Source organism: Arthrobacter sp. KNU40 (genome assembly GCF_051515115.1).
GTDB lineage: Bacteria > Actinomycetota > Actinomycetes > Actinomycetales > Micrococcaceae > Arthrobacter.
This window is the reverse complement of record NZ_CP195850.1, coordinates 1739711-1761730: the sequence shown is the minus strand read 5'-3', so window position 1 is coordinate 1761730 and position 22020 is coordinate 1739711. Positions and strand designations below refer to the sequence as shown.

General features: G+C 63.5%; 23 protein-coding genes, 7 tRNA genes, 1 pseudogene and 1 riboswitch. Of the genes and pseudogenes, 14 read left to right on the top strand and 17 right to left on the bottom strand.

Annotated features, from left to right (window positions below):
• Window positions 1–112 precede the first annotated feature (112 nt).
• The 14 genes from hisF to ACSKT0_RS08220 all read right to left on the bottom strand — a co-directional run bounded on the left by hisF (window position 113) and on the right by ACSKT0_RS08220 (window position 11747).
• Window positions 113–889, bottom strand: coding sequence for an imidazole glycerol phosphate synthase subunit HisF (hisF, locus tag ACSKT0_RS08285; RefSeq protein WP_345446576.1), 777 nt, complete (start codon window positions 887–889; stop codon window positions 113–115).
• Between the two features lie 24 nt (window positions 890–913).
• Entirely contained in the window at window positions 914–1774 is an 861-nt protein-coding gene (hisG, locus tag ACSKT0_RS08280; protein ID WP_284990752.1) for an ATP phosphoribosyltransferase, read from the bottom strand.
• 157 nt (window positions 1775–1931) lie between these two features.
• Window positions 1932–2195 (bottom strand): phosphoribosyl-ATP diphosphatase, encoded by a 264-nt coding sequence (locus ACSKT0_RS08275; RefSeq protein ID WP_018778638.1) that lies wholly within the window; start codon window positions 2193–2195, stop codon window positions 1932–1934.
• A 117-nt stretch (window positions 2196–2312) separates the two neighbouring features.
• Window positions 2313–2798, bottom strand: coding sequence for a 6,7-dimethyl-8-ribityllumazine synthase (ribH, locus tag ACSKT0_RS08270; protein ID WP_345446583.1), 486 nt, complete (start codon window positions 2796–2798; stop codon window positions 2313–2315).
• 37 nt (window positions 2799–2835) lie between these two features.
• Complete coding sequence (gene ribA, locus ACSKT0_RS08265) at window positions 2836–3537, bottom strand: GTP cyclohydrolase II (protein ID WP_437773290.1); 702 nt, start codon at window positions 3535–3537, stop codon at window positions 2836–2838.
• Window positions 3534–4229 carry a 3,4-dihydroxy-2-butanone-4-phosphate synthase gene (gene ribB / locus ACSKT0_RS08260; RefSeq protein WP_437773289.1) on the bottom strand — a complete coding sequence of 232 codons (696 nt, stop codon included), beginning with the start codon at window positions 4227–4229 and terminating at the stop codon, window positions 3534–3536. The genes ribA and ribB overlap by 4 nt, the downstream gene beginning before the upstream one ends.
• Entirely contained in the window at window positions 4226–4864 is a 639-nt protein-coding gene (locus tag ACSKT0_RS08255; RefSeq protein WP_437773288.1) for a riboflavin synthase, read from the bottom strand. Before ACSKT0_RS08255 ends, ribB begins: the two co-directional genes overlap by 4 nt.
• Complete coding sequence (ribD, locus tag ACSKT0_RS08250) at window positions 4864–6015, bottom strand: bifunctional diaminohydroxyphosphoribosylaminopyrimidine deaminase/5-amino-6-(5-phosphoribosylamino)uracil reductase RibD (RefSeq protein ID WP_437773287.1); 1152 nt, start codon at window positions 6013–6015, stop codon at window positions 4864–4866. The genes ACSKT0_RS08255 and ribD overlap by 1 nt, the downstream gene beginning before the upstream one ends.
• Window positions 6012–6710 carry a nicotinamide riboside transporter PnuC gene (pnuC, locus tag ACSKT0_RS08245; RefSeq protein ID WP_437773286.1) on the bottom strand — a complete coding sequence of 233 codons (699 nt, stop codon included), beginning with the start codon at window positions 6708–6710 and terminating at the stop codon, window positions 6012–6014. The genes ribD and pnuC overlap by 4 nt, the downstream gene beginning before the upstream one ends.
• Window positions 6711–6794: 84 nt before the next feature.
• A riboswitch (FMN riboswitch) is annotated at window positions 6795–6949 on the bottom strand.
• Window positions 6950–7028: 79 nt separating this feature from the next.
• On the bottom strand, window positions 7029–7691 hold the full coding sequence (rpe, locus tag ACSKT0_RS08240; RefSeq protein ID WP_437773285.1) for a ribulose-phosphate 3-epimerase: 663 nt from the start codon (window positions 7689–7691) through the stop codon (window positions 7029–7031).
• A 93-nt stretch (window positions 7692–7784) separates the two neighbouring features.
• Window positions 7785–9335: an RsmB/NOP family class I SAM-dependent RNA methyltransferase gene (locus ACSKT0_RS08235; RefSeq protein WP_437773284.1), complete on the bottom strand. Its 1551-nt coding sequence runs from the start codon at window positions 9333–9335 to the stop codon at window positions 7785–7787.
• Window positions 9332–10252 carry a methionyl-tRNA formyltransferase gene (fmt, locus tag ACSKT0_RS08230; RefSeq protein WP_437773283.1) on the bottom strand — a complete coding sequence of 307 codons (921 nt, stop codon included), beginning with the start codon at window positions 10250–10252 and terminating at the stop codon, window positions 9332–9334. The genes ACSKT0_RS08235 and fmt overlap by 4 nt, the downstream gene beginning before the upstream one ends.
• Window positions 10249–10815, bottom strand: a complete 567-nt coding sequence (gene def / locus ACSKT0_RS08225) for a peptide deformylase (RefSeq protein WP_437773282.1) — start codon at window positions 10813–10815, stop codon at window positions 10249–10251. Before def ends, fmt begins: the two co-directional genes overlap by 4 nt.
• Window positions 10816–10865: 50 nt before the next feature.
• Window positions 10866–11747 (bottom strand): cytochrome, encoded by an 882-nt coding sequence (locus ACSKT0_RS08220; RefSeq protein WP_437773281.1) that lies wholly within the window; start codon window positions 11745–11747, stop codon window positions 10866–10868.
• Between the two features lie 160 nt (window positions 11748–11907).
• Between ACSKT0_RS08220 and ACSKT0_RS08215 the strand changes: the two genes are divergently transcribed.
• From ACSKT0_RS08215 to ACSKT0_RS08190, 6 genes and pseudogenes are all read left to right on the top strand, one after another.
• Window positions 11908–13056, top strand: a complete 1149-nt coding sequence (locus ACSKT0_RS08215; RefSeq protein ID WP_437773280.1) for a GGDEF domain-containing protein — start codon at window positions 11908–11910, stop codon at window positions 13054–13056.
• 10 nt (window positions 13057–13066) lie between these two features.
• Window positions 13067–13399 carry a hypothetical protein gene (locus ACSKT0_RS08210; RefSeq protein ID WP_437773279.1) on the top strand — a complete coding sequence of 111 codons (333 nt, stop codon included), beginning with the start codon at window positions 13067–13069 and terminating at the stop codon, window positions 13397–13399.
• Window positions 13400–13449: 50 nt separating this feature from the next.
• On the top strand, window positions 13450–13674 hold the full coding sequence (locus tag ACSKT0_RS08205) for a hypothetical protein (RefSeq protein WP_437773278.1): 225 nt from the start codon (window positions 13450–13452) through the stop codon (window positions 13672–13674).
• A 159-nt stretch (window positions 13675–13833) separates the two neighbouring features.
• Window positions 13834–14451 (top strand): annotated as a pseudogene (locus ACSKT0_RS08200) (LGFP repeat-containing protein); the annotation flags it as partial.
• A gap of 26 nt (window positions 14452–14477) precedes the next feature.
• Window positions 14478–15017, top strand: a complete 540-nt coding sequence (locus tag ACSKT0_RS08195; protein WP_437773277.1) for an LGFP repeat-containing protein — start codon at window positions 14478–14480, stop codon at window positions 15015–15017.
• A gap of 140 nt (window positions 15018–15157) precedes the next feature.
• Window positions 15158–15457: a hypothetical protein gene (locus ACSKT0_RS08190; protein WP_437773276.1), complete on the top strand. Its 300-nt coding sequence runs from the start codon at window positions 15158–15160 to the stop codon at window positions 15455–15457.
• Between the two features lie 6 nt (window positions 15458–15463).
• Here ACSKT0_RS08190 and ACSKT0_RS08185 read toward each other — a convergent pair whose 3' ends face one another.
• Both ACSKT0_RS08185 and ACSKT0_RS08180 read right to left on the bottom strand, forming a co-directional pair.
• Complete coding sequence (locus ACSKT0_RS08185) at window positions 15464–15718, bottom strand: three-helix bundle dimerization domain-containing protein (RefSeq protein ID WP_437773275.1); 255 nt, start codon at window positions 15716–15718, stop codon at window positions 15464–15466.
• A gap of 661 nt (window positions 15719–16379) precedes the next feature.
• A tRNA-Val gene (locus ACSKT0_RS08180) sits at window positions 16380–16454 on the bottom strand.
• 260 nt (window positions 16455–16714) lie between these two features.
• Between ACSKT0_RS08180 and ACSKT0_RS08175 the strand changes: the two genes are divergently transcribed.
• From ACSKT0_RS08175 to ACSKT0_RS08140, 8 genes are all read left to right on the top strand, one after another.
• Window positions 16715–16787, top strand: a tRNA-Gly gene (locus tag ACSKT0_RS08175).
• 55 nt (window positions 16788–16842) lie between these two features.
• Window positions 16843–16913, top strand: a tRNA-Cys gene (locus ACSKT0_RS08170).
• 41 nt (window positions 16914–16954) lie between these two features.
• Window positions 16955–17029, top strand: a tRNA-Val gene (locus ACSKT0_RS08165).
• A 55-nt stretch (window positions 17030–17084) separates the two neighbouring features.
• Window positions 17085–17157: transfer RNA gene (locus ACSKT0_RS08160), tRNA-Gly, on the top strand.
• A 48-nt stretch (window positions 17158–17205) separates the two neighbouring features.
• Window positions 17206–17280, top strand: a tRNA-Val gene (locus tag ACSKT0_RS08155).
• A gap of 56 nt (window positions 17281–17336) precedes the next feature.
• A tRNA-Gly gene (locus tag ACSKT0_RS08150) sits at window positions 17337–17412 on the top strand.
• 258 nt (window positions 17413–17670) lie between these two features.
• Window positions 17671–19098: an amino acid permease gene (locus tag ACSKT0_RS08145; RefSeq protein WP_437773274.1), complete on the top strand. Its 1428-nt coding sequence runs from the start codon at window positions 17671–17673 to the stop codon at window positions 19096–19098.
• Window positions 19099–19561: 463 nt separating this feature from the next.
• Complete coding sequence (locus tag ACSKT0_RS08140; protein WP_437773273.1) at window positions 19562–20779, top strand: benzoate/H(+) symporter BenE family transporter; 1218 nt, start codon at window positions 19562–19564, stop codon at window positions 20777–20779.
• 23 nt (window positions 20780–20802) lie between these two features.
• On the opposite strand, the gene zapE is transcribed toward ACSKT0_RS08140, so the two are convergent.
• Window positions 20803–21840 carry a cell division protein ZapE gene (gene zapE / locus ACSKT0_RS08135; RefSeq protein WP_437773272.1) on the bottom strand — a complete coding sequence of 346 codons (1038 nt, stop codon included), beginning with the start codon at window positions 21838–21840 and terminating at the stop codon, window positions 20803–20805.
• Window positions 21841–22020: the final 180 nt, after the last annotated feature.

Here is a 22020-nt window from a genome sequence, read left to right as displayed (position 1 = left end):
CGCTTAACCCCAACTGCGCCCGTTAAACCCAACTAACTCGCAGTTGTTGTCGTTATGAGGGCTCAAAACGACAACAACTGCGAGCTAGTTGGGTTGGACCGGCTGGGACCCGCTAGCGGACCAGGAAGCCTGCTTCGCGGATCGCTGCCTTGACCTGGGCGATCATGTCGTCCGGACCGAAGTGGAACACCGAGGCTGCCAGAACGGCGTCGGCACCTGCTTCCACTGCGGGCGGGAAATGCGCCGGTTCTCCGGCGCCGCCGGAAGCGATGATCGGGATGTGGACGGCCGCGCGGACCAGGCGGATGAGTTCGAGGTCGAAGCCGTCCTTGGTGCCGTCGGCGTCAATCGAATTGAGGAGGATCTCCCCCACGCCGCGTTCCGCAGCTTCCTTGGCCCACGCGATGGCGTCGATTCCTGTTCCCTGGCGTCCGCCGTGGGTGGTCACCTCGAAGCCGGAAGCCGTGGGTTCGGAGCCGGGCCTCGTCCGCCGCGCGTCTACCGAAAGGACGAGCACCTGGGAGCCGAAGTGGCGGGTGATCTCGTCGATGACGTCCGGGCGCGCGACGGCGGCAGTGTTGATGGAGGCCTTGTCCGCACCGAAACGCAGGAGCTTGTCCACTTCGGCCACGCCGCGGACGCCACCGCCGACGGTCAGCGGGATGAAGACTTCCTCGGCGGTGCGGCGAACGACGTCGAACGTCGTTTCCCGGTTGCCGGATGACGCCGTGACGTCAAGGAACGTGAGTTCGTCCGCCCCGGCGTTGTCATAGCGGTGCGCCAGCTCGACAGGGTCTCCGGCGTCGCGAAGACCCTCGAAGTTGATGCCCTTCACCACCCGTCCGGCGTCGACATCTAGGCAAGGGATGACACGTACTGCTACAGCCATTGCTACTCCTGGAATTGTCTCGTGTCAGATGCGGCAGGCGTGGATGCTGCTGACCAGGATGGCGCGGGCGCCGAGGTCGTACAGCTCATCCATGATCCGGTTGGTTTCCTTTTTCGGAACCATGGAGCGGACGGCAACCCAGTCCGAGTCACGCAGCGGCGACACCGTCGGCGACTCGAGACCCGGTGTGAGGGTGGCGGCTTCTTCTACGAGATCCTTGCGGATGTCGTAGTCCATGAGGACGTACTGGCGGGCGACCAGCACGCCCTGCAGGCGCCGGATCAGGACCTCGATCTCCTTCACGGTACCGTTGGCGGCACCACCCTCGCCGGTGCGGCGGATCAGGACAGCTTCGGACTTGAGGATCGGCTCGCCGAAGATCTCCATTCCGGCAGCCTTGAGCGTGTTTCCGGTTTCGACGACGTCGGCGATCGCGTCGGCGACGCCGAGGCGCACGGAAGACTCCACGGCGCCGTCGAGGCGGACCACCTTGGCCTTGACGCCTCGCTCGGCGAGGTAGTCGCGCAGGAGGCCGTCGTAGCTCGTGGCGAGGCGCTTGCCTTCGAGCTGCTCGACGGCGGAGAAGTCGCCGACGGGGCCGGCGAAGCGGAAGGTGGACGCGGCAAAGCCAAGGGGAAGCAGCTCTTCGGCTTCGACCTGTGCATCCAGCAGGAGGTCGCGGCCGGTGATGCCGACGTCGAGCGTTCCTTGGCCGACATACACGGCGATGTCCCGGGGGCGGAGGAAGAAGAACTCAATGTCGTTGTCGGGATCGACCATGACCAGTTCGCGGGTATCGCGGCGCTGGCGGTATCCCGCCTCGGACAGCATCGCGGAGGCGGCTTCGGACAAGGACCCCTTGTTGGGGACGGCTACTCGCAGCATTGGGGGACTTTCTTGGGGAGTGGAAGGGGATGTTTCAGGCATTGTGCTCACGGCACTGTCCGCAGAGGGACTTGTCTCGGACGACACGGTGCAGTGAGCGCTGGGGCCACGCTTGGCTCCGGTGGGACCTCTTCAGGTCCTGACGGAGCGGACGTGGCTAGAGATGCTTGTAAACGTCTTCCAGGCTCAGACCCTTGGCGAGCATCAGGACCTGCAGGTGGTAGAGCAACTGGGAGATTTCCTCGGCCGCGGCTTCATCGGATTCATACTCTGCAGCCATCCAGACTTCGGCTGCTTCCTCCACGACTTTCTTGCCGATGCCGTGGATTCCGGAGTCCAATTCGGCGACGGTGCGGGAGCCTGCCGGACGGGTCGCTGCCTTTTCGCTCAGTTCTGCGAACAGCGTCTCGAAATTCTTCACGCCCTACAGCCTACTTGCTCGGGGCCGGTGACCGCCTGTCGGGTCATTGCATGACGGAAGGGATGTGAGCGAACGCACAATGTGCGCCGGCACGCCCACATCCCTTTCGTCGATTTGCTAGGTGTACTGCTTGAGGGTCAGAGCGGTGGAGAGCGCGGCGGTCACGGCTTCGTGGCCCTTGTCCTCCGACGAGCCTTCCAGTCCGGCGCGGTCCAGGCCCTGCTGCTCGGTGTCGCAGGTGAGCACGCCGAAGCCCACCGGCACGCCGGTGCGGACGCTTACTTCAGTGAGTCCCGACGTCGCCGCCTGGCACACGTACTCAAAGTGCGGTGTGCCTCCGCGGATGACGACGCCGAGGGCGACGACGGCGTCGAAATGCGGGGCGAGCCTTGCCGCTGCGACGGGAAGCTCAAAGGATCCAGGGACGCGCAGCACGGTGGGCTCGGCGATGCCGGCTTCCTTTGCGGCACGCAGCGCCCCGTCGAGGAGCCCGTCCATGATCTGGGTATGCCAGCTGGCAGCAACGATGGCGAGTTTCAGCTGGTGGGTTTCCTCTGTGTTGAGGGTGGTGAGGTCGATGGTAGGGGCGCCGTGTCCGCTCATGGGTGTGTGGTAATCCGTTCAGTCTTGTGAGTGCAGTTCAGTCTTGTTCGAGGTCAAAAGTGCCGGCAGCTGCATGGGTACCGGCCGGCTCGGTGTCACCGAGGGTCAGGCGGTGGTCCATGCGGTCCTTCTTGGTCTGGAGGTACCGAAGGTTTTCTTCACGGGACGGAACCTCAGTGGGCACCATCTCGACCACCTTCACGCCAGCCGCGGCAAGCCTGTTCTGCTTGTCCGGGTTGTTGCTCAGGAGCCGGATTTCGTGAAGGCCCATCTCGGCAAGGATCTGCGCAGCCGCTTTGTAGCAGCGTCCGTCCACCGGCAGCCCGAGCTGCTCATTGGCCTCGACCGTGTCGAATCCGGCCTCTTGCAGCGCGTAGGCTTTGATCTTGTTTGCCAGACCGATGCCGCGGCCTTCCTGTCCGCGCAGGTAGAGCAGGGTGCCGCCCTCTTCGCGGATCAGCTCGAGGGCGTACGCCAGCTGTTCGCCGCAATCGCAGCGGTAAGAGCCGAATACGTCGCCCGTGAGGCACTCCGAGTGAAGGCGCACCAGCGGGGCCTTGCCTGCACGCGGCGCTTTCGGGGAACTCACCGCCAGGTGCTCCGCACCCGTTGCAAGGTCGGTCCACGCCTGTGCCACGAACTCACCGAAGGCGGTGGGTAGCTGGACAATCGGGCCGCCGCTCACGGGATGCGTTGCGCGTGCGGGCGTGCCGCCGTCGTGCGTTGTCGCTGTGGTCATCGCTGCTCCTCGTTTCCTGCCGGAATTGCAACCTGGTCCTCAGCCTCCGACGCTACAACATAAGCCACGAGATCCTCGATCGAAATCAGAGGACATCCGTGCTCGGCAGCGAACTCCCGGAGGCTGTCCAGGCGCATCATTTCACCATCGTCATGTACCAACTCGGCGATCACGCCCACCGGGGCGAGCCCCGCAAGCCTGCAGAGATCAACTGCCGCTTCCGTGTGTCCCGGACGTTCACGCACTCCCCCATTAACGGCCCGGAGCGGAAAAATATGCCCGGGCCGGGTGATCGAGGACGGCGTGCTGCTCGAATCAGCCAGAATCCGGGCCGTCAGGGCCCTGTCCGTGGCGGAAATACCGGTGCTGACGCCCAAAGCGGCATCGCAGGACACCGTGTAGGCAGTGCCCTTGGCGTCTTCATTGACCAGGACCATGGGAGGCAGCGCCATGGCATCAGCCCGCGAGCCTTCAAGGGGAACGCAAATGACTCCCGAGCTGTAGCGGATGGTCCAGCCCATGAGGGCAGGCGTCGCGTGTTCGGCGGCGAAGATGATGTCGCCTTCGTTTTCGCGGTCTTCATTGTCCACAACAATGACGGGACGGCCGGCTGCCATGGCCTGCACGGCCTTCTCGACGGGGTCCAGCCCCTGGCGCACCACTGCGGTACTGCCGTTGTGTGCGGCGCTCACTGGGCAGCCCCAGCGGCGGTTGCCGGCGAACGGAAGGACAGCAGTCGCTCGGTGTATTTCGCGAGGACGTCCACCTCAAGGTTGACGCGCCCTCCTGTGGCCTTGGCCCCGAGCCCGGTTTCGTCGAGCGTGGTGGGAATGAGTCCCACTTCAAACCAGGGGTTCTCTTCTTCGGCCGGGCTGACGGCCGTGACGGTGAGTGATACGCCGTCGACGGCGATCGACCCTTTTTCGGCGATGTAGCGTGCCAGCGGGGCCGGCACCGCGAAGCGGAGGCGGTCCCAGTTGCCCAGCGACTTGCGCTCCAGAAGGTGTCCGACGCCGTCGACGTGGCCCTGGACAACGTGGCCGTCCAGGCGTCCGCCCGCCTGGACACAACGCTCGAGGTTCACAGTGTCACCCGCAGTCAGTTCGCCGATGGTGGTCCGGTCGAGGGTTTCGCCCATGACGTCGACGCTGAACTCCCGGCCGTCGATGTCCGTTGCGGTGAGGCACACGCCGTTGACGGCGATGGAGCCGCCCAAGCCAAGGCCTTCGGTGGTGCTGGGGGCCATGAGGCGCAGCGTCGCGCTGGCCTCGCCGTCGTGCTCGACGGACAGGACCGTGCCTTGTTCAGCAACGATTCCGGTAAACATCAGTGTCCTCCTGTGGTGGTGTCCGAGGCGTCCTTGCCCGGAAATGGTTCGTGGTGTTCGGTATGGGACTTCGTCCAGGCCGGTTTGTTTCCGTCCGATGGTCCGGACCTCAAATGCAGCCTGAGGTCGCGACCCAGCGCATGGACCGCACCGCCGCCGGCGTCGTCCCAGTTCCAGTGCTGGGCGTCGGCGAGGGTGGAGATGCCGAGATCCGTCAGGGCAGGTGTACCGGAGCCCAACAGGGTGGGCGCAAGATAGACGATCAATTCGTCCACAAGACCCGCAGCGAGGAAGGCACTCAGGATGCGGGAGCCGCCTTCCACCATGACGTGCCGGACGCCTTCGGCGAACAGCAGTTCCAAAGCTTCGGCAGGATCGCGGGTTGGCAGGTGGATGAACTTGCCGTCGCTCCCCCGGACAGCGGCTTCCGAAGGAACATCCCGCAGCCCCATGACGGCCCGAAGTGGCTGGCTTTGCGATACTTCGCCATCCGGCTCCCGCGCCGTCAGCCGCGGGTTGTCCACCAGGACGGTTTCGGTGCCCACCAGAATGGCGTCGATCAGGCGGCGCAGTCCGTGGTTGTCGGCGAGCGATTCCGGACTGGAGATCCATTGGCTGGTCCCGTCGGTAGCCGCGATCCTGCTGTCGAGGGTCTGCGCAATGTGAAGCGTAACGAACGGGCGCCTCGCCTCCACCGCATTGAACCACTCGCGGTTCAGTTTCCAGGCCTCGGCGGCGGCCAGCCCTGACCGCACGTCCACGCCGGCAGCGCGCAGTCTGCCGGCACCTCCTGCGGCCGGATCGTGGGGGTCGTCGACGGCGTAAACCACACGTGAGATGCCAGCGTCAATGATCGCCTGGGTGCAGGGTCCCGTGCGCCCTATGTGGTTGCAGGGCTCCAAGGTCACCACCATGGTTGTTCCGGCGAGGTCGAGGCCCCTTGCCTGCGCTTTCGCGATCGCATCCGCCTCGGCGTGGGGCGTGCCGGCGCCGCGGTGGTAGCCCGTGATGAGCTGCTCCCCGTTGGGCCCCAGCACAACCGCTCCCACCAAGGGATTGGCGCCACGGTGTCCCCGGAGGGCCACGTGCAGTGCGGTCTCCATGGCCGCGGATTCAGCCTCCGGGAAATCCAGCTTCGAGGCGTTGCTCATGTGAGGGCTCCTACGGTTTCCGGCTCGGGCGTTGGCCTGAGCGGCTGGCCTTCACGTCGGTCTGCGCGCCACCAGACAAAGAATCCGGCAAGTGTGAAGAACCCGTAAAAGAGGTACATGAAAGCGCTGGCAAAATAGCCCGCGCTGAATAGCAGCGGAACTCCGACAATGTCCACGGCAACCCAGATCAGCCAGAATTCGGTCCATCCTCGTGCCATGCCATACGTCGCCAGGAGTGAACCCATGAAGGTCCAGGCGTCTGCCCATACAGGAGGGTACGAACCCATGGAATCGAAGACGGGAGTGAGGGCGGCGGTTCCGGCAATCATGGCGGCCACCATTCCGATCCGCGCTTTGGGGCTTGCCCAGCCGGGCACGATGGCGCGGCCGTGGGTGCCTGCTTGGAGGCCCTGCCGCCAGCGGTACCAGCCGTAGGCGGCGACGCTGATGAACATGATCTGGCGTCCGGCCTGGCCCCACAGGGTTGCCGGCGTGGCGGCACCGAAGACGTTGCCAAGAAAGACCGTCAACAGGAGCAGGTTGCCTGCGATCCCGATGGGCCATGCCCAGACTTTGCGGCGCATGCCGCCCAGGGCGCTGGCGAGCCCGAAAATATTGCCTAGCACTTCGCGAAGAACAAGGACAGATCCACCTACGGGAATCTGTGCTTCGAAGAGCCATCGCAGAAAGTCCATGTCGTTCCTTCCCTCGAATGCCGCGATGGCTCCGGGGGTGTACGACAGCGCAATACCGGGCGCACGGAACGCCCAAGCATGACTGTACGTGCTTCTCCCATCCAGACTTTAACTGTCGGTACTGGAATTCCACCAGTTCAACCGTCCGCCGTCGTGATTCCCGTGAAGGAAGCGCGATGGCTCGCGGGTCGCGGACTATAACCGCCGGTTCGGAATTACACCGACCCCGGAGCACGTATGTGTGTTGCTATTCTGACACAACTGGAGCAATGGCCGATGTATTCCCTGACCAATATGCAGGCAATTGCGTCATTGTTGTCACATTGCCGCGAGGCCGGCGGCGCGCAGCCGCTCAATGGCCGCAGCGGGGTCCGCATGGCCGTAGACGGCGGATCCGGCAACGAACACATTTGCGCCGGCTTCTGCTGCCCGGACAATGGTCTCCTCCGTGACGCCGCCGTCGACCTGGATTGCGACGCCCATACCGGAGCCGTCGATCGCGGCACGCGCCCGCCGGATCTTCGGCAGCGTGACGTCCAGGAAGGACTGCCCGCCGAAGCCAGGCTCCACGGTCATGATGAGGAGCATGTCCAGTTCGCTGAGCATGTCCAGGTACGGTTCCACGGGCGTGGCGGGACGAAGTGCCATTCCCGCCTTCGCACCGCGGGCACGGAGCTCCCGGGCGAGCTTGATGGGAGCCATGGCTGCTTCCGCATGGAAGGTCACGGAAGCCACGCCGGCGTCGGCGTAGGCCGGAGCCCAGCGGTCGGCGTCGGCGATCATCAGGTGGGCGTCCAGCGGGACCGGGCTCACAGCCTGGATCCGCTCCACGACCGGCAGGCCGAGCGTCAGGTTCGGGACAAAGTGGTTGTCCATGACATCGACGTGGACGGCGTCGGCGTTACTGATTCTCTTCAGCTCGGCTTCCAGATTCACGAAATCCGCGGACAGGATGCTCGGGTTGATACAGCACTCAGTCAAGGCAGTTCCCTCAGTGTTGGTGGCGGTCTGGTGGTGTTGGCAATTCTCCAGCTTAGGCACGCAGGACTTTCAGCCCGAGAAAGGCGCCGAAGGTTACGGCTTCTTCCGGATAAGCGCCAGGAACATCGCATCGGTTTGATGCACGTGCGGCCACAATTGTGCGGTCAACTCGTGCCCGGCGCCGAGGTTGCCGGTCAGGCTGACCGCGTCCAGGGCCGCGCCGGCGTCGATCTGCTCCAGGTCGTCCCGCTTGCGCAGGACATCGCTGACGACGGCGGTGGTTTCGGCTGCGTGCGGTGAGCACGTCACGTACGCCACTACGCCGCCCGGTTTGACGGCGTCGATGGCCGAGTTGAGCAATTCACGCTGCAACGGACCGAGATCGGCAAGGTCCTTGGGCGTCCGGCGCCACCGTGATTCGGGGCGGCGGCGCAGCGCGCCAAGGCCGCTGCAGGGAACGTCGACCAGAACCCGGTCGAAGGTTTCCGGTTGTTCCTTGCCGACGTCGCGGCCATCGCCGACCCGCACGCTCCAGGCATCCGCCGGAACCGCCGAGAGGGCTTGGCTGACCAGCTTCGCCCGGTGTTCTGCGGGTTCATTGGCCAAGAGGCTCGCACCTTCCTGGCGGGCGAGGGCGGCCAGCAGCGCGGCCTTGCCACCGGGGCCGGCGCAAAGGTCCAGCCACTTCTCGCCGTCCTTGGCGCCCCGTCCGAGGTCCACGGCTGCGACGGCGCGGGCTACCAACTGGGAACCGACGTCCTGGACGCGCGTAGTGCCTTCACGGATGGAGGACATGCGCCCGAGGTCGCCGCCGCTGGACAGCGCCGAGTCGATGACGAGTTCGCCGGGAGTGGCCCCGCTTTCCAGTGCTTCATCAAGATTGCCGATGCCGGGCAACGCCACCAGGTTCACCACAGGGGCCGCGTTGTCGGCTTCGAGCAGCTCGTTGATTTCGCTCGCGGGACGGCCATGCATGACGAGCGATTGGCGCAGCGCCCTCACAATCCATTCCGGGTGCGCGTGGCGTACGGAAGCGATCCTGGTCTCGTCGGTCTCGTTTTCCAGCAGGTGATCGAGCCACTCCGGAAGCGTCCTTGCGGTGACTTTTCGGAGCACTGCGTTGATGAGCGACGACGGGCCTGCTCCGATGACCGCGCGGGCCAGCCCGACAGTCTGGTCGAGTGCGGCGTGGGCAGGAACGCGCATCGCGAGCAATTGGTGGGCACCAAGTCGCAACGCATCCAGGACTGCCGGATCCAGTTGGGCGAGGGGCCGGTCGACACACTCGGCCAGGACGGCGTCGTACATCCCCTGGCCGCGCAGCGCCCCGTAGCTCAGCTCGGTGGCGAATCCGGCGTCGCGCTTGTCGAGGTGGTGGTGTCGGATCCGCGAAGGCAGCACGAGGTTTGCGTACGCGTCTTCCGAAGCGACTGCGCGCAGGACTTCGAACGCCACCAATCGTGCCGGATCCGCGCGTCGGGTCCGCTGGGACGGTGCGTTGGTGGAGAAACCGCGTTGCGGGCCCCTGTTGCGTTCGCGGCCTTGGGCGTCGCGGTTGCTTTCGCCGCGGGGACCGCGGTTGCCGTGGCCCCCGCCGTCCCTGTTCCCACTGTTGTTGGGGCCGCGCCGGCCGGACTCATTCATTCGAATTCCACGCTTTCTGGTGTTGCCAAACCACGGGCCCAATCGGCCGACGGCATCATCTTCTTGCCCGCAGGCTGGATCCCCCTAAGTTGCACTGCATGTGATCCGGTCCCGACCAGGACGTTCTTGCCGTCAACCCGGACCTGGCCAGGTGCAAGATCCCGGATGTCCGGGCGCAAACCTACGGGTTCCAGCTTGACGCGCTGTCCGTCGAGCATGGTCCATGCTCCTGGTTCGGGCGTGACCCCACGGGACCTGCGGTTGATGGCGAGGGCCGGTTGCGTCCACTCGAGCCGGCCGTCGTCGAGCGTCAGTTTGGGCGCGAGCGAGACGTCGCCTTGCTGGGGCTGGGGGGCCGCTTTGCCGGACTCGACGGCGGAGAGGGTCTGGGCGAGCAGGATCGCGCCGCTGCGCGAGAGCCGCTCCAGCAAGTCGCCGGCCGTGTCTTCAGGGCGCACGGTTTCCGTCAACGTCCCGAAGACAGGTCCGGTGTCGAGTCCTTCCTCGAGGAGGAAGGTAGCGGCTCCGGTGATGTCGTCGCCGGCGATGACTGAACGTTGGACCGGTGCGGCGCCGCGCCAGGCAGGGAGGAGGGAGAAGTGGAGGTTGATCCAGCCGTGGCGCGGTACTCCGAGCGCGGCTTTGGGGACGAGGCCCCCGTAGGCGACGATCGCTGCGACGTCCGGCTCGTACGAAGCGATCCGCTCGGTGGTCCCCGCGTCCACTTTCGAGGCGTGGATGATGCCGATGCCGAGTTCAGCGGCACGTGCTGCCACGGGCGACGGCGTCAGGATCCGTTTGCGGCCGGTAGGGGCATCCGGCCTGGTGAGCACCGCCACGACCTCAAAACCGGCCTCGATCAGCGCATCCAGGGAAGGGACTGCGACAGCCGGGGTGCCGGCGAAAAGCACCCTCATTCGGCGGCTCCGAAGCTGCCGAAGCTCGAGCCCACAGTGTTGGCTCTCTTGGCGGTGGTCCGTTCAGTCACGGAATGGTAGTTCGCTGCGCGGATGGCACGGAGGGCGGTTTTCCGGTCCTCACCCTCCAGGCGGTCCGTGAACAGGATCCCGTCCAAGTGGTCGGTCTCGTGCTGGAAGCAGCGGGCGAGCATGCCCTCTGCCTCAACGGACACGGGGTTGCCGTTCATGTCCACGCCGGTGGCGCGGGTGGTCCTGCGGCGGCGAACCGGGAACGCGAGTCCGGGAATGGAGAGGCAGCCTTCTACCTCGTCAGGTTGGAAGTCCTCGCTGCTCTCGAGCACGGGGTTGATGATGTGGCCTTCCACACCCCCGATCCGGTAAGTGAAGACCCGCTGGCTGACGCCGATCTGCGGCGCCGCGAGCCCGGCACCGTCCACGTCTTCCATGGTCTCGGTCATGTCCGAGACGAGTTTGGCGAGCTCCGGCCCGAATTCCGTGACTGGATCAGCAACCGTGCGGAGCACGGGGTCGCCGATGATACGGATACTCAAAATGGCCATGTGCTGTCTTTCCTCACGATCGGCGAAGCTTCGGTCCCGGTAAAAGGGGCCTAGGCCAGTTTAGTTGAGGCCGCGGGCGCCGCGGCGGCAGGGTACGACGGCGGAGCTACAGGGAGCAGCGCCGTTCCGGCTGCGGCCACATCGGCAGACATCTCCCACACCCGCTTCAAGGCGCAGAACTTCCACCAGTGGTGCTTGAGGACGTCCGGGTTGGCCCGCTGGGGGCGCACTTCGGTCTCGCCGATAGCCACCGCAAGCAGCACAGGGTTTTCACCGTACTTCCACGGCTCCCACTCCCCCGCCACTGGATCCACAAGGCTTTCCTCGGCCTTCATGCCCGCAACCAGTTGCATCACCACCTTGTCGTCGAGGGGTTTCACAGTCCCATCGCGGGTGGTGCCTTTGGTCTTGTAGTCAATCAGGCAGACCCTGCCGTTGATTTTGGCGACGAGGTCCAGGGTTCCGGCATAGCCGACGCTGGCGTTCCACACGGTGATCTCGGGCGCAATGGGCTCCACCCGGTACAGCGCCCACCACTCATCGAAACGGGCCGCGAAGGCTTCCTCGCCGTTTGAAGCGAGCTCTTCGCGCGTTTCCTTCACGCGGTGCGGACGTCCGAGAGCACGGAGGGCCACTTGCTCGCAGTAGTTATGCACGCGGTCGCCACGGCGTGCGGCGTCGTCCCGGTACACCTCTGCAGCTTTGGCTGCCTTGTTGACGGCCTGCCTCATCTTGGCAGGACTGGAAAGATGTTGCGGGAGCTCCGGGTCTTTCGCCAGGCTGCTGGCACCCATGTAGCCGAACCAGCCGTCCAGGGAGTGGGCCTGCTGGCCGATCACCGTGGTGATGGAAGGGACCGAGAAGGTCTCGGACGTGGACCGGGCATACATCCGGCCGTATTCGGTGGCATGGGCAAGCAGTGGATCTGTCATAGGAAAACTCTTTCACACACCGCTGACAAGAAGATGCGGAGTCCTGGTGGCTGCCGACGGGACTCCACCCGGCAATTAATGTGCTCCTCACGCATGGCGCACAGTGTTATCCGACTCCCGGTGCCATAATTGGTCACGTCCTCGGCTACGGGAGCGAATCTTGGTCCTCGATATAACAACACTGCGAGTCGCCCTTGGCGTGGTCGCTCTTACGCTGCTCCTCTTGTTCTACGCATCGTTCAGGCGCACGCGGTCCTCCTACAACGGGTGGTGGTGCATCGCCCTCCTGTTCTTCCTCGCAGGGAATCTTGCTTTCCTGCTCAACGGGACGCCGTATCAGATCTGGGCGAATCCCTCGGGAAACGTCCTCCTGGTGGGTGGAGCGTTCAGTGTGTGGACCGGCGCCCGGTCCCTCAGGATGTTGCCGCCGCCGAGGTGGCAATTCGCGGCGGCCTGTGGCGTCACGGCCCTCGCCTCCGTTTTGGAAAGTCCTGGTTTCAACACCTGGTCGGGGGGCCTGGTCTATCTGGGATTCATGACGGTGGGCATCGCGTTGGCCTCCCGCGATCTGTGGCTGCTCGATTCCAGCTACTCCCATGTGCACAAGTCGATGGCCTTGGCCGCGGGCTTCCTGGCCGCATACTATTTCTGCCGCCTGTCCGTGTACCTCGTCGAAGGTCCAAGCGGACCGAACTTCCGCCTGTATTTCGGCCCATCCATGGCCAGCCTGGTCACGCTGATACTCCTGGTTGCCGTCTCCTTCAGCATGACAGCCCTCAGCAACGATCAGTTGATCAACCGGCTCAGCGAACGTGCTGCACGCGACAACCTGACGGGGCTCCTCAACCGTGGCACCTTCATGGACCTGGCTACGAAAGAACTAGAGCGACTGCACGCCACAAGCTCCGTCGCCTCCTTGATCCTTGCCGACCTGGACCATTTCAAAGCGATCAACGACGAGTTTGGTCATGCCGCCGGCGACGCCGCCCTTCAGGCATTCGCTGCTGCGTGCTCCGAGTCCGTACGATCCACCGACCTGGTCGGACGATACGGGGGCGAAGAATTCATCTTGCTCTTGCCGGGAGCCAGCCAGGAGCGGGCCGAAAGCATCGCGGGCGACATCAATCGCTCTTTGGCGGCAAGCAAAAACCTCGACGACATCCACCTTCCGACGGTGAGTTACGGAGTCACCTCAACCCAGTTCGGCGCAGTAGACCTCACGGCGATGATCGCCGCCGCCGACACCGCCCTTTACCAAGCCAAGTCACTCGGAAGGAACCGGGTGGTCAGGACGGCGCCTCGCGCATGACCAGGCCCCGATGGGCGTAAAGCAGGAACTCGTCGCCAACGACAAGAGGTCTTGTGCGATGAGCAATCAAGACAACCTAGACGACATAATGCCCGCTGACGAGCAATACGAGATCTTGAGGGCGGTCATCATCGACCAACACGAGACTGTCTGGCCAACCTTCGTGGATGCCCTCACGAAGATGAGGGAGCTCCCGGAGCAGTTCAGGCATACACACGCCGTTCTCCTGGTGGAAGCAATTAAACTGCACTTCGATTGGCTAAGATCGAACGGCATCGACGCACAATTCGAGCTCACGGACACGTTCGGCATCGAGGTATTGAAGATCGAGGATCGCCAGTGAGCGGGAACGAAAAAAGTGCGCAACCACCGAACATTCGGGAGAATTCGACCGTGAGCATCAACCAACGACAGGGTGGGGCAATGGAGGGTATCCAGTCAGCCACTTCTGGCCTGACCAAGGCGAAAGTGGCCGAGGTCATGGGCCAGCTTGAGGCGCTCGCGGCTGACCCTTCCAGTGATATGGATGCTCGCTTGAGGCACGATATCGAGGTGCTGCTCGCCGGCTACAAGGCGGGAAAACCAAGCCGACGACTACAGCCGCCGATGGCCGGCTGACCAACGCCACACATGTAAGGGCCTTTCCCCATCGGTTAGCAGCCGGCGGGGAAGGGCTCTTTTCTTGCGTCAGGACGTGTCTCCTCCGCCGACTGTTCGCGCAGGATATTCTCCCCTAGTGCCACTCGTCCGGGAGGCGTTAGTGGGGAAGGACTACGCATGCGTGCTACCAACTTCCGTGGTCGGAGGATCGCTCGCATCCTCCTGTCCGCGTTAGCCGCCGGAGCCGTTATCTGGGGCGGTGTGACGTCGCCCGAATTCGCTACGACTTCTCCGTCAGGGACATCGGCACCGACACAATTGCTAGCCGCCGCGACCACGCCGCCAGACCCGCCGGCAGGTGGCTGGGTCGTCGCCAGTCCGTTCGCGACGTGGTACAGCCCGTCGATCGCTTCCGTGTACGGCCCACCGAACGGTGACACAATTTGTTGGGAGCCCAACTTCTGCCACCAAGACTTCAAGAACGGGGAGGCCTTCTGGAGTCCCAGCCGAGGCGTTCAGGGGGCACTGAGTACCACCCCGACGGGCGCGAAATACTTTGCCGACGGCGGATACGCGGCCCTAGGCCTTCCGCTCGGCGACGAAGTGTGCACGGCCCCTCACGGCGGCTGTTATCAGTGGTTCGAGAAGGGAATCACCTGGTGGTCGCCGACGACGGCCGCGGCCACCGTTCGTACTGACGGTTTTCAAGCACTGTACGAGCAGAAGAACTGGGCGTGGGGACCAATGGGCTACCCGCTCGGGGACATCAATTGCACGGGCCCGGGCGGCGGCTGCTACCAGTGGTTCCAAGGCGGAATCATGTGGAAAGCACAGCCCCCCGGCTGGTTTACAGGGAGCTTGGTCCACGGCGCTATCGAGGCAAGTATGCCCAGCTCGGCTGGGCGTGGGGCACTCTTGGATACCCACACCTCGAAGAGATGTGCGACTACGGCTACACCGACGGCGGCTGCGTCCAGTACTTCGACAATGGCCAGATCGTCTGGTCCCCAGCCACAGGCGCCTCCATGGTCCACGGGGCCATCGGCTGGGGTTGGCTCCGGACCGGATACTACGGCGGCATCGGCTACCCCACCGGAGACGAGCAATGCACCGCCCCCAACAATGGTTGCTACCAGTGGTTCCAAAAAGGTGTGTACTTCTGGAGCCCCGCCACCGGGGCGCACTACGTCCAGGGCGCCATCAAGTCCACCTACGAAGGCCTCGGCTGGGCATGGGGTCGCCTCGGCTACCCCACAAGCGATGAATCTGGCGCCTGGTTGGGCAACGTGATCAAGCAGGACTTTGAACACGGATCCATCACGTGGACACCGTACAGCGGCATCCAAGTGATCTGGCGCTAACTAACCGATAACTGGCGGTCCGCAAAGCGCGAACCTCGGCCGTTCAGTCCTGAGCGATCAGGCCCCGTACTTCCTCGCGCTCGACGGCCAGGTCCACTGGACGGCCGCCGGTTGTCTGCCCACGGTGGCAGACTCGAGCTGTGGAGGAAAAGAAGTTCTGGCAGCCACCGCACGCGCATAGGCCCATACCGGTTGTGCCCGAAGTGGATCCGGCGGCCGTGGAAGGCGCGACTACGGCCAAAGAGCCCCGGCCCGTCTTCGTAATGCTCGATTACAACAACGAGCAAAGCCACGAGGTGCCAGCCTTCGCGTACGGGTGGACTAGGGTGCATGTGCTGGTGTCCGTACCTTGGCCGATGGATTACTACGCGGGCCGCAAAGAGGTGTGGGTGGAAGCATCCAAGGTGCGGCACCGGACAATCGACCCAAGAGTGCGTTGATGCCTTCTATGCCGGATTGTGAGCCGGAAGGCCGGTTGCTTCCGTTTCGCGCTGATCGCCTTCGTGGTTCGGTGAGTCCCGAAGGCGGCCTTTGGCTCGGTGTTCCACGAGGATTGGAATGTAGTCGCGGATGGGGCCAACCAGGGCTTCGTGTTCTTTGCGAACAATGTGCTCAACCTGTTCGCGTGACGCGGCAGGATATCGTGAGGCGAGTCGGGCAACAACTGTTTCAAGAGCAAGTTGCTCGTCCTCCATCGTCATTTCATAAGTCTCGGCGCCCATAGCCGGATGGTCAACTAGCCGGAGCACGTCCGGGCAAACCTCGTTGAACACAAAACAGCCCCTCACCGTCTGGGCGGTGAGGGGCTGCTCTTGTGCCGGCTACCCCTTGTTACAGAGGCTGCATCCCGGCAAAGGTCCGGTCTAGGACCGGGACACAGCATAGGCGTGAGCGGGTAAAAATAGCAAGCATGCTTATGGTCCCCCGCTTGGACGACGAAAAACAGCCCCTGGCCAGGGGACGGTGAGGGGCTGTACGTGTGTAGTCGTGGGCGCGCTCGGGAGTGCGCAGGCTCTCGAGCTTTCAGCGACGTAAACCTACGGCTACTTCAGAGCGTCCTGCGGCATCGGCAATGGCAATGGCGCCACATTCCACGCGTTTGAACACCATGGCCGCGCCCAAGGGAAGTCGGGATCATGCCCGATCCTCGGACATCCAAATTTCCCCGCTCGCTGATGCCGGCCTCACCGGTAGAGCATCTATAGGACGCGAGCTCGCGGCTCCATCCCACCCGCTGGCCAGTCGAACCGTGCAGCTTTCGTTGCAACGATCTGCGGTACGTTTGCGGTACGCCAGGCGACGTTGGAGAAGCAGAAAACCCCGTCTGACCTGCATGCCTGCAGGTCAGACGGGGTTTTCTACTGGTGGGCGATACTGGGTTCGAACCAGTGACCTCTTCGGTGTGAACGAAGCGCGCTACCACTGCGCCAATCGCCCGTGCACAAGAAGACTAGCCGACCCCGGCCGGAATTCAAAAATCCGGAAAGTATCGGCTCGACCGACGAGGCAACAACAAGGAAAAGGCCTACGAATCACACTGGTGTAACTCGCAAAATCCGCGCCAATTCAAGGAACTTAAGCCCATTGCCTACGATTCGGACACATCGATTTGGAGTTTCCCGGAACCTCCTATAGAGTTTTTACTCGTCGGAAAGCGACGGAATGCCCCCTGCGGGCAGGCCGCCGAAGAAGACTATGCGGACGTAGCTCAGCTGGTAGAGCACCACCTTGCCAAGGTGGATGTCGCGAGTTCGAATCTCGTCGTCCGCTCGCAGGACACTGTCACGGCATTGATTTCTTGGAACCCCAGGAATAGTGCTTACACGGTGGGTTGGCCGAGAGGCGAGGCAGCGGCCTGCAAAGCCGTATACACGGGTTCGAATCCCGTACCCACCTCGGTGAAAACCTTGGTTTCCGGTCTTGGCCGGATTGCATTTGGGCGATTGGCGCAGCGGTAGCGCGCTTCCCTGACACGGAAGAGGTCACTGGTTCGATCCCAGTATCGCCCACCAAGGCAAGGCAACTTGCTTGTTGATGAGAGTCCGGCCTCGCCGGATTCCATCATGTGCGGACGTAGCTCAGCTGGTAGAGCACCACCTTGCCAAGGTGGATGTCGCGAGTTCGAATCTCGTCGTCCGCTCTCGTATTTTAAGGTCCCGGCAACGGGCCGGCCGGCTTATGCCGATCCGGGCGATTGGCGCAGCGGTAGCGCGCTTCCCTGACACGGAAGAGGTCACTGGTTCGATCCCAGTATCGCCCACCAAGGCAAGGCAACTTGCTTGTTGATGAAAGTCCGGCCTTGCCGGATGATCGTCATGTGCGGACGTAGCTCAGCTGGTAGAGCACCACCTTGCCAAGGTGGATGTCGCGAGTTCGAATCTCGTCGTCCGCTCCATTTCCTCGACGTCTGGCCAGCGCCACTGGCCAAAAGCAGTGACACCGCCCAAGCAGCTCCGCCGGAGCTGCTTTTTTTGTGCCCGCAGACGCCCACCACCTATGCCACTTACTCGAAAGATCAGCAAAACCGATCAATACCACTCAGCAAAAATCACTTTATCCAATGTGATTCGTATCGCATACTTTCTTCAGTCCCAATTCGTCCACGCCCACACGCAGGAGCACGGTGAATCAACAAACAGTCGTTCGTTCGATCATGAGGAAGAAACCCATTGACGACATCGAGGAGGAAAGCAAGCACAGCGGGCTCTTCAAAAGCCTGGGCCTCTGGCAACTGACAGCCATCGGCGTCGGCGGCATCATCGGCGTCGGGATCTTCTCCCTGGCCGGGCTCGTGGCGCATGGAAGCGCGGACACCCCTGGTGTCGGCCCCGCAGTGCTGATCTCGTTCCTGGTCGCGGGCCTTGCCTCAGCGGCCGCGGCACTTTCCTACGCCGAATTCGCCGGCATGATCCCCCGCGCCGGATCCGCCTATACCTACGGCTACGTTGCCCTTGGCGAGGTCATCGGCTGGTTCATCGGCTGGGACCTCCTGCTGGAGTACATCGCAATCGTCGCCGTCGTCGCGATCGGCATTTCCGGCTACTTCGACGCGTTCCTTTCCGGGATCGGCGTCCACATGCCGGCGTGGATGACCTCGACGGCGGACGAAGGACATGGCGGCATCATCAACCTGCCGGCCATCCTGGTCTGCCTGCTGGTCACCTGGATCCTGTCGCGTGGAACCAAAGCCTTCGGCCGCTTCGAACTCGTGGCGGTGGCCATCAAGGTGGTCCTGATCCTGTTCATCATCGGTTTGGGCATCTTCTACATCAACACGAACAACTACAATCCGTTCATGCCCAGCGGCTTCGGCCCGGTGGTGGCTGGTTCGGCCACTGTGTTCTTCGCGGTGTTCGGCTACGACGCCATGAGCACCGCGGCCGAGGAAGCCAAGGACGGCAAAAAGCACATGCCCAAGGCAATCGTGCTCTCCCTTGTCATCGCCATGCTCCTCTACGTCGCGGCAACCCTGGTGCTCACCGGCATGCAGAACTACAAGGACATCAACCCGACGGCCGGTTTCGCCTCCGCCTTCAGCTCGGTAGGCCTGCCCGTCATCGCCACGATCATCTCGGTGTTCGCGGTCCTGTCGATCCTCACCGTGATGTTGACCTTCCTGCTCGGCGTTACCCGTGTCTGGTTCTCCATGAGCCGCGACGGTCTGCTACCGGGCTGGTTTGCCAAGACGGACCGCCATGGCACTCCGCAGCGCGTCACCTGGATCGCGGGCATTACGTCAGCTTTCCTGGCGGGCGTGTTCCCCATCAAGGCCGTTGCGGACCTGACCAACATCGGCATCCTGGCCGCGTTCGTCGTCGTCTGCCTCTCGGTCATCATCTTCCGGTACAAGAAGCCGGACGCGCCGCGTACCTTCCGGCTGCCATTCATGCCGCTGGTTCCCGCGTTCGGCATGCTGGCATCGGCCTTCCTCATGACCCAGTTGCATTGGGAAACCTGGCTTCGCTTTGTCGTGTGGCTGGCCATTGGACTGGTCATCTACTTCGGCTACGGCCGCAAGCATTCGCTTATGAATCCGGACAGTCCGCGCCACCATGAGCTTTCTCCCGACAAGCAGCTGTGACCCCCTTGAGAATTCGATTGACATCCCAGTCAAATTTTTCCTTGGCACCTCCAAGGTCTCGGGTTAGGATCGAAAACGGAGGAGCGAACTGGCTCCGTGATTGAAGGGAGGTGCCCGTGGGATTATTTGACGATCTGAAGGGCAAAGTTCAGGACCTCGTTGGTGGCAAGGAAGAAGCCATCAAGGACGGCATCGAATAGGCCGCCGATTTTATCGACGACTAGATGCGGTTCAGAGAGCCGCTTCCGAGTTCGTGGGCAACCTCGACGGTTTGCTGTAAGGGCTACGGCCTGGACAGCTCCCTCCGCCAATGAGGCTCCGTAGCCGGTCCAACCGGCCAGAGCTCCCGAATACAGTTACGTCAACGGGGCACCGGTCCCGCCGCGAGGCGCCGCCGGTGCCCTTGGCGTTTAACCGTGGTCGCCTCGGCGGGCGGGCCACGGCTCCGGTAACGTGATGGACTATGCCAGCGTCATCCCTCCACACCGGCCAGTCACGTCCAGCCTCCGCTTCCCGGCAGCTCTCCCGTCCGCTTGTGGCTGGAATCGTGACCGCGCTGGTCGGCTTCACTTCATCCTTCGCGGTGGTACTCGCAGGCCTCCGGGCGGTCGGTGCCACCCAGGAACAGGCCGCCAGCGGGCTCCTGGCCCTCACCCTCACCTTCGGGCTCGGCGTTCTCTGGCTTTCCTGGCGGTCGCGCTTGCCTGTCACGCTTGCATGGTCGACGCCCGGTGCGGCTTTGCTCGCAGGAACCGGAGTGCCCGACGGCGGGTGGCCGGCCGCCGTCGGCGCCTTCCTCATCGCTGGTGTGCTGATCGCCCTGACGGGGCTCATCCCGGCCCTTGGAAAGCTGATGGCGAAGATTCCCACGGCCCTCGCCCAGGCGATGCTGGCCGGAGTGCTTCTGTCCCTCTGCCTCGCCCCGTTCAAAGCGTTGGGCACCGCTCCCCTATTGGTGGCTCCCGTGATCCTCTGCTGGCTGGTCATGATGAAGCTGGCGCCCCGCTGGTCCGTACCTGCCGCGCTGTTGGTGGCTCTCGCAGTCATCGGAATCTACATCGTGGTCAACGGCGTAAGCATCCCCACGAACCGGCTGTTGCCTGAATTGCATTGGACCACGCCCGCTTTCACGCTCAGCACGGTGGCCGGCATCGCGTTGCCCTTGTTCATTGTGACCATGGCATCGCAGAACATTCCGGGGGTGGCAGTGCTGAAGTCTTTCGGCTACACCGTCCCGTGGCGCCAGTCGATGCTGGTGACAGGGGCAGGGACTGCGCTGGGGGCTCCCTTTGGCGGACATGCGATCAACCTCGCCGCGTTGAGCGCTGCGCTGGCTGCAGGAGAAGAAGCAGGTGAGGACAGGGGCCGGCGCTGGATCGCAGCCTTCACGTCAGGCCTGGCCTACCTCGTGTTGGCAGCCTTCTCTGCCGCGCTGGTGGCCGTCGTGGCGGCGGCACCGCCAGGTCTCCTGGAAGCCGTCGCGGGCTTGGCGCTGCTGGGCACCCTGGCCTCTGCCATCGCCTCGGCCCTGGCTATTGCCGAAGAACGCATCGGAGCCTCCGTGACGTTCCTGATCGCAGCCTCGGGCCTCAGCTTCGCAGGGATCGGCGCCGCGTTCTGGGCACTTGCTGCCGGAATCCTGGTGCGTTCGGTCCTCAAGACGAGGGAACCCCAGAAGTAGGGTGGGGCCTGCCGTGGGGCCTGCTAAGAAGGCTCGTGGTTCTGGCCCTCGCGCGCCAGGGCGGTCAGACGGGACACGGCGCGGAAGTACTTCTTCATGTACCCGCCGGTCATCATTTCCTCGGTGAAGAGCTTGTCGAAGGGCACGCCGCTGGCAAGGATCGGGACGTCCTTGTCGTACAAACGGTCGGCGAGCACCACGAAGCGAAGGGCAACGGCCTGCTCCGTGATGGTTTCGACGTCGCGCCAAACAACGGCGTCGATTCCTGCGATCAGCTTGCGATACCGGCTGGGGTGCACACCGGCAAGGTGGTCGATCAGGCCGCGGAAATCGTCCATGGCCACGGTCTGACCATCGAACTCGGCATGCATCTGCCTCTTGAGGTCTTCGGTCTTCAACGGTGCCGGAGCGGCGGGCAAGCCGCGGTGCCGGAAGTCTTCTCCGTCGATCCTGACTACGTCGAACTGGTCCGCAAGGACCTGGATCTCCCGCTGGAAGTCGACGGCCGCAAAGCGGCCGTCCCCCAGTGAACCAGGCAGGGTGTTGGACGTGGCAGCAAGCTTCACGCCGGCGTCGGACAATTCACGCATGAGGCGGGACATGAGCACCGTGTCGCCCGGATCGTCGAGCTCAAATTCGTCGATGCAGACAAGCTTGTAGCTGCTCAAAGCCTCCACGGTCTTCCGGAAGGACAGGGCGCCCACCAGGTTGGTGTACTCCACGAACGTCCCGAAGGCTTTCGGTCCCGGAGCCGAGTGCCACAGTGAAGCCAGCAGGTGGGTCTTTCCGACGCCGAATCCGCCGTCGAGGTAGATCCCGGCCTTGCTGTTGACCTTCTTGCTGAAAAGGCGCTTGAACAGGCCGTCTCCGTCGCCGGCCCCCACTGTCGCCCCAAACGCTTCCAGGGACTTGACCGCTGCCGCTTGGCTGGGCTGGTTCGGGTCAGGCCGGTAGCTCTTGAAGGACACCTCTCCGAACCGTGGCGAAGGGTAGAAACCCTTGAGAATCTCATCCGCTGAGACCGCCGGCGTGCGCGCGGCGAGCTGTTCGATCTGTACCAATGCGGTCCGTTCTTCGTGTCGTAAGTCCCCAGCAAGAATACCGGCAATGCCACGCCCCGGGCGGACACGTGATGAAGGCCATATTTCACCATATGAACGGGGAGGAGCTTTAGTCCCCGGCCCTCGATACTGTGGGATTAATGCCCGGGCACGTCTTATCGCCCGGCGCCGCCCGGTGTC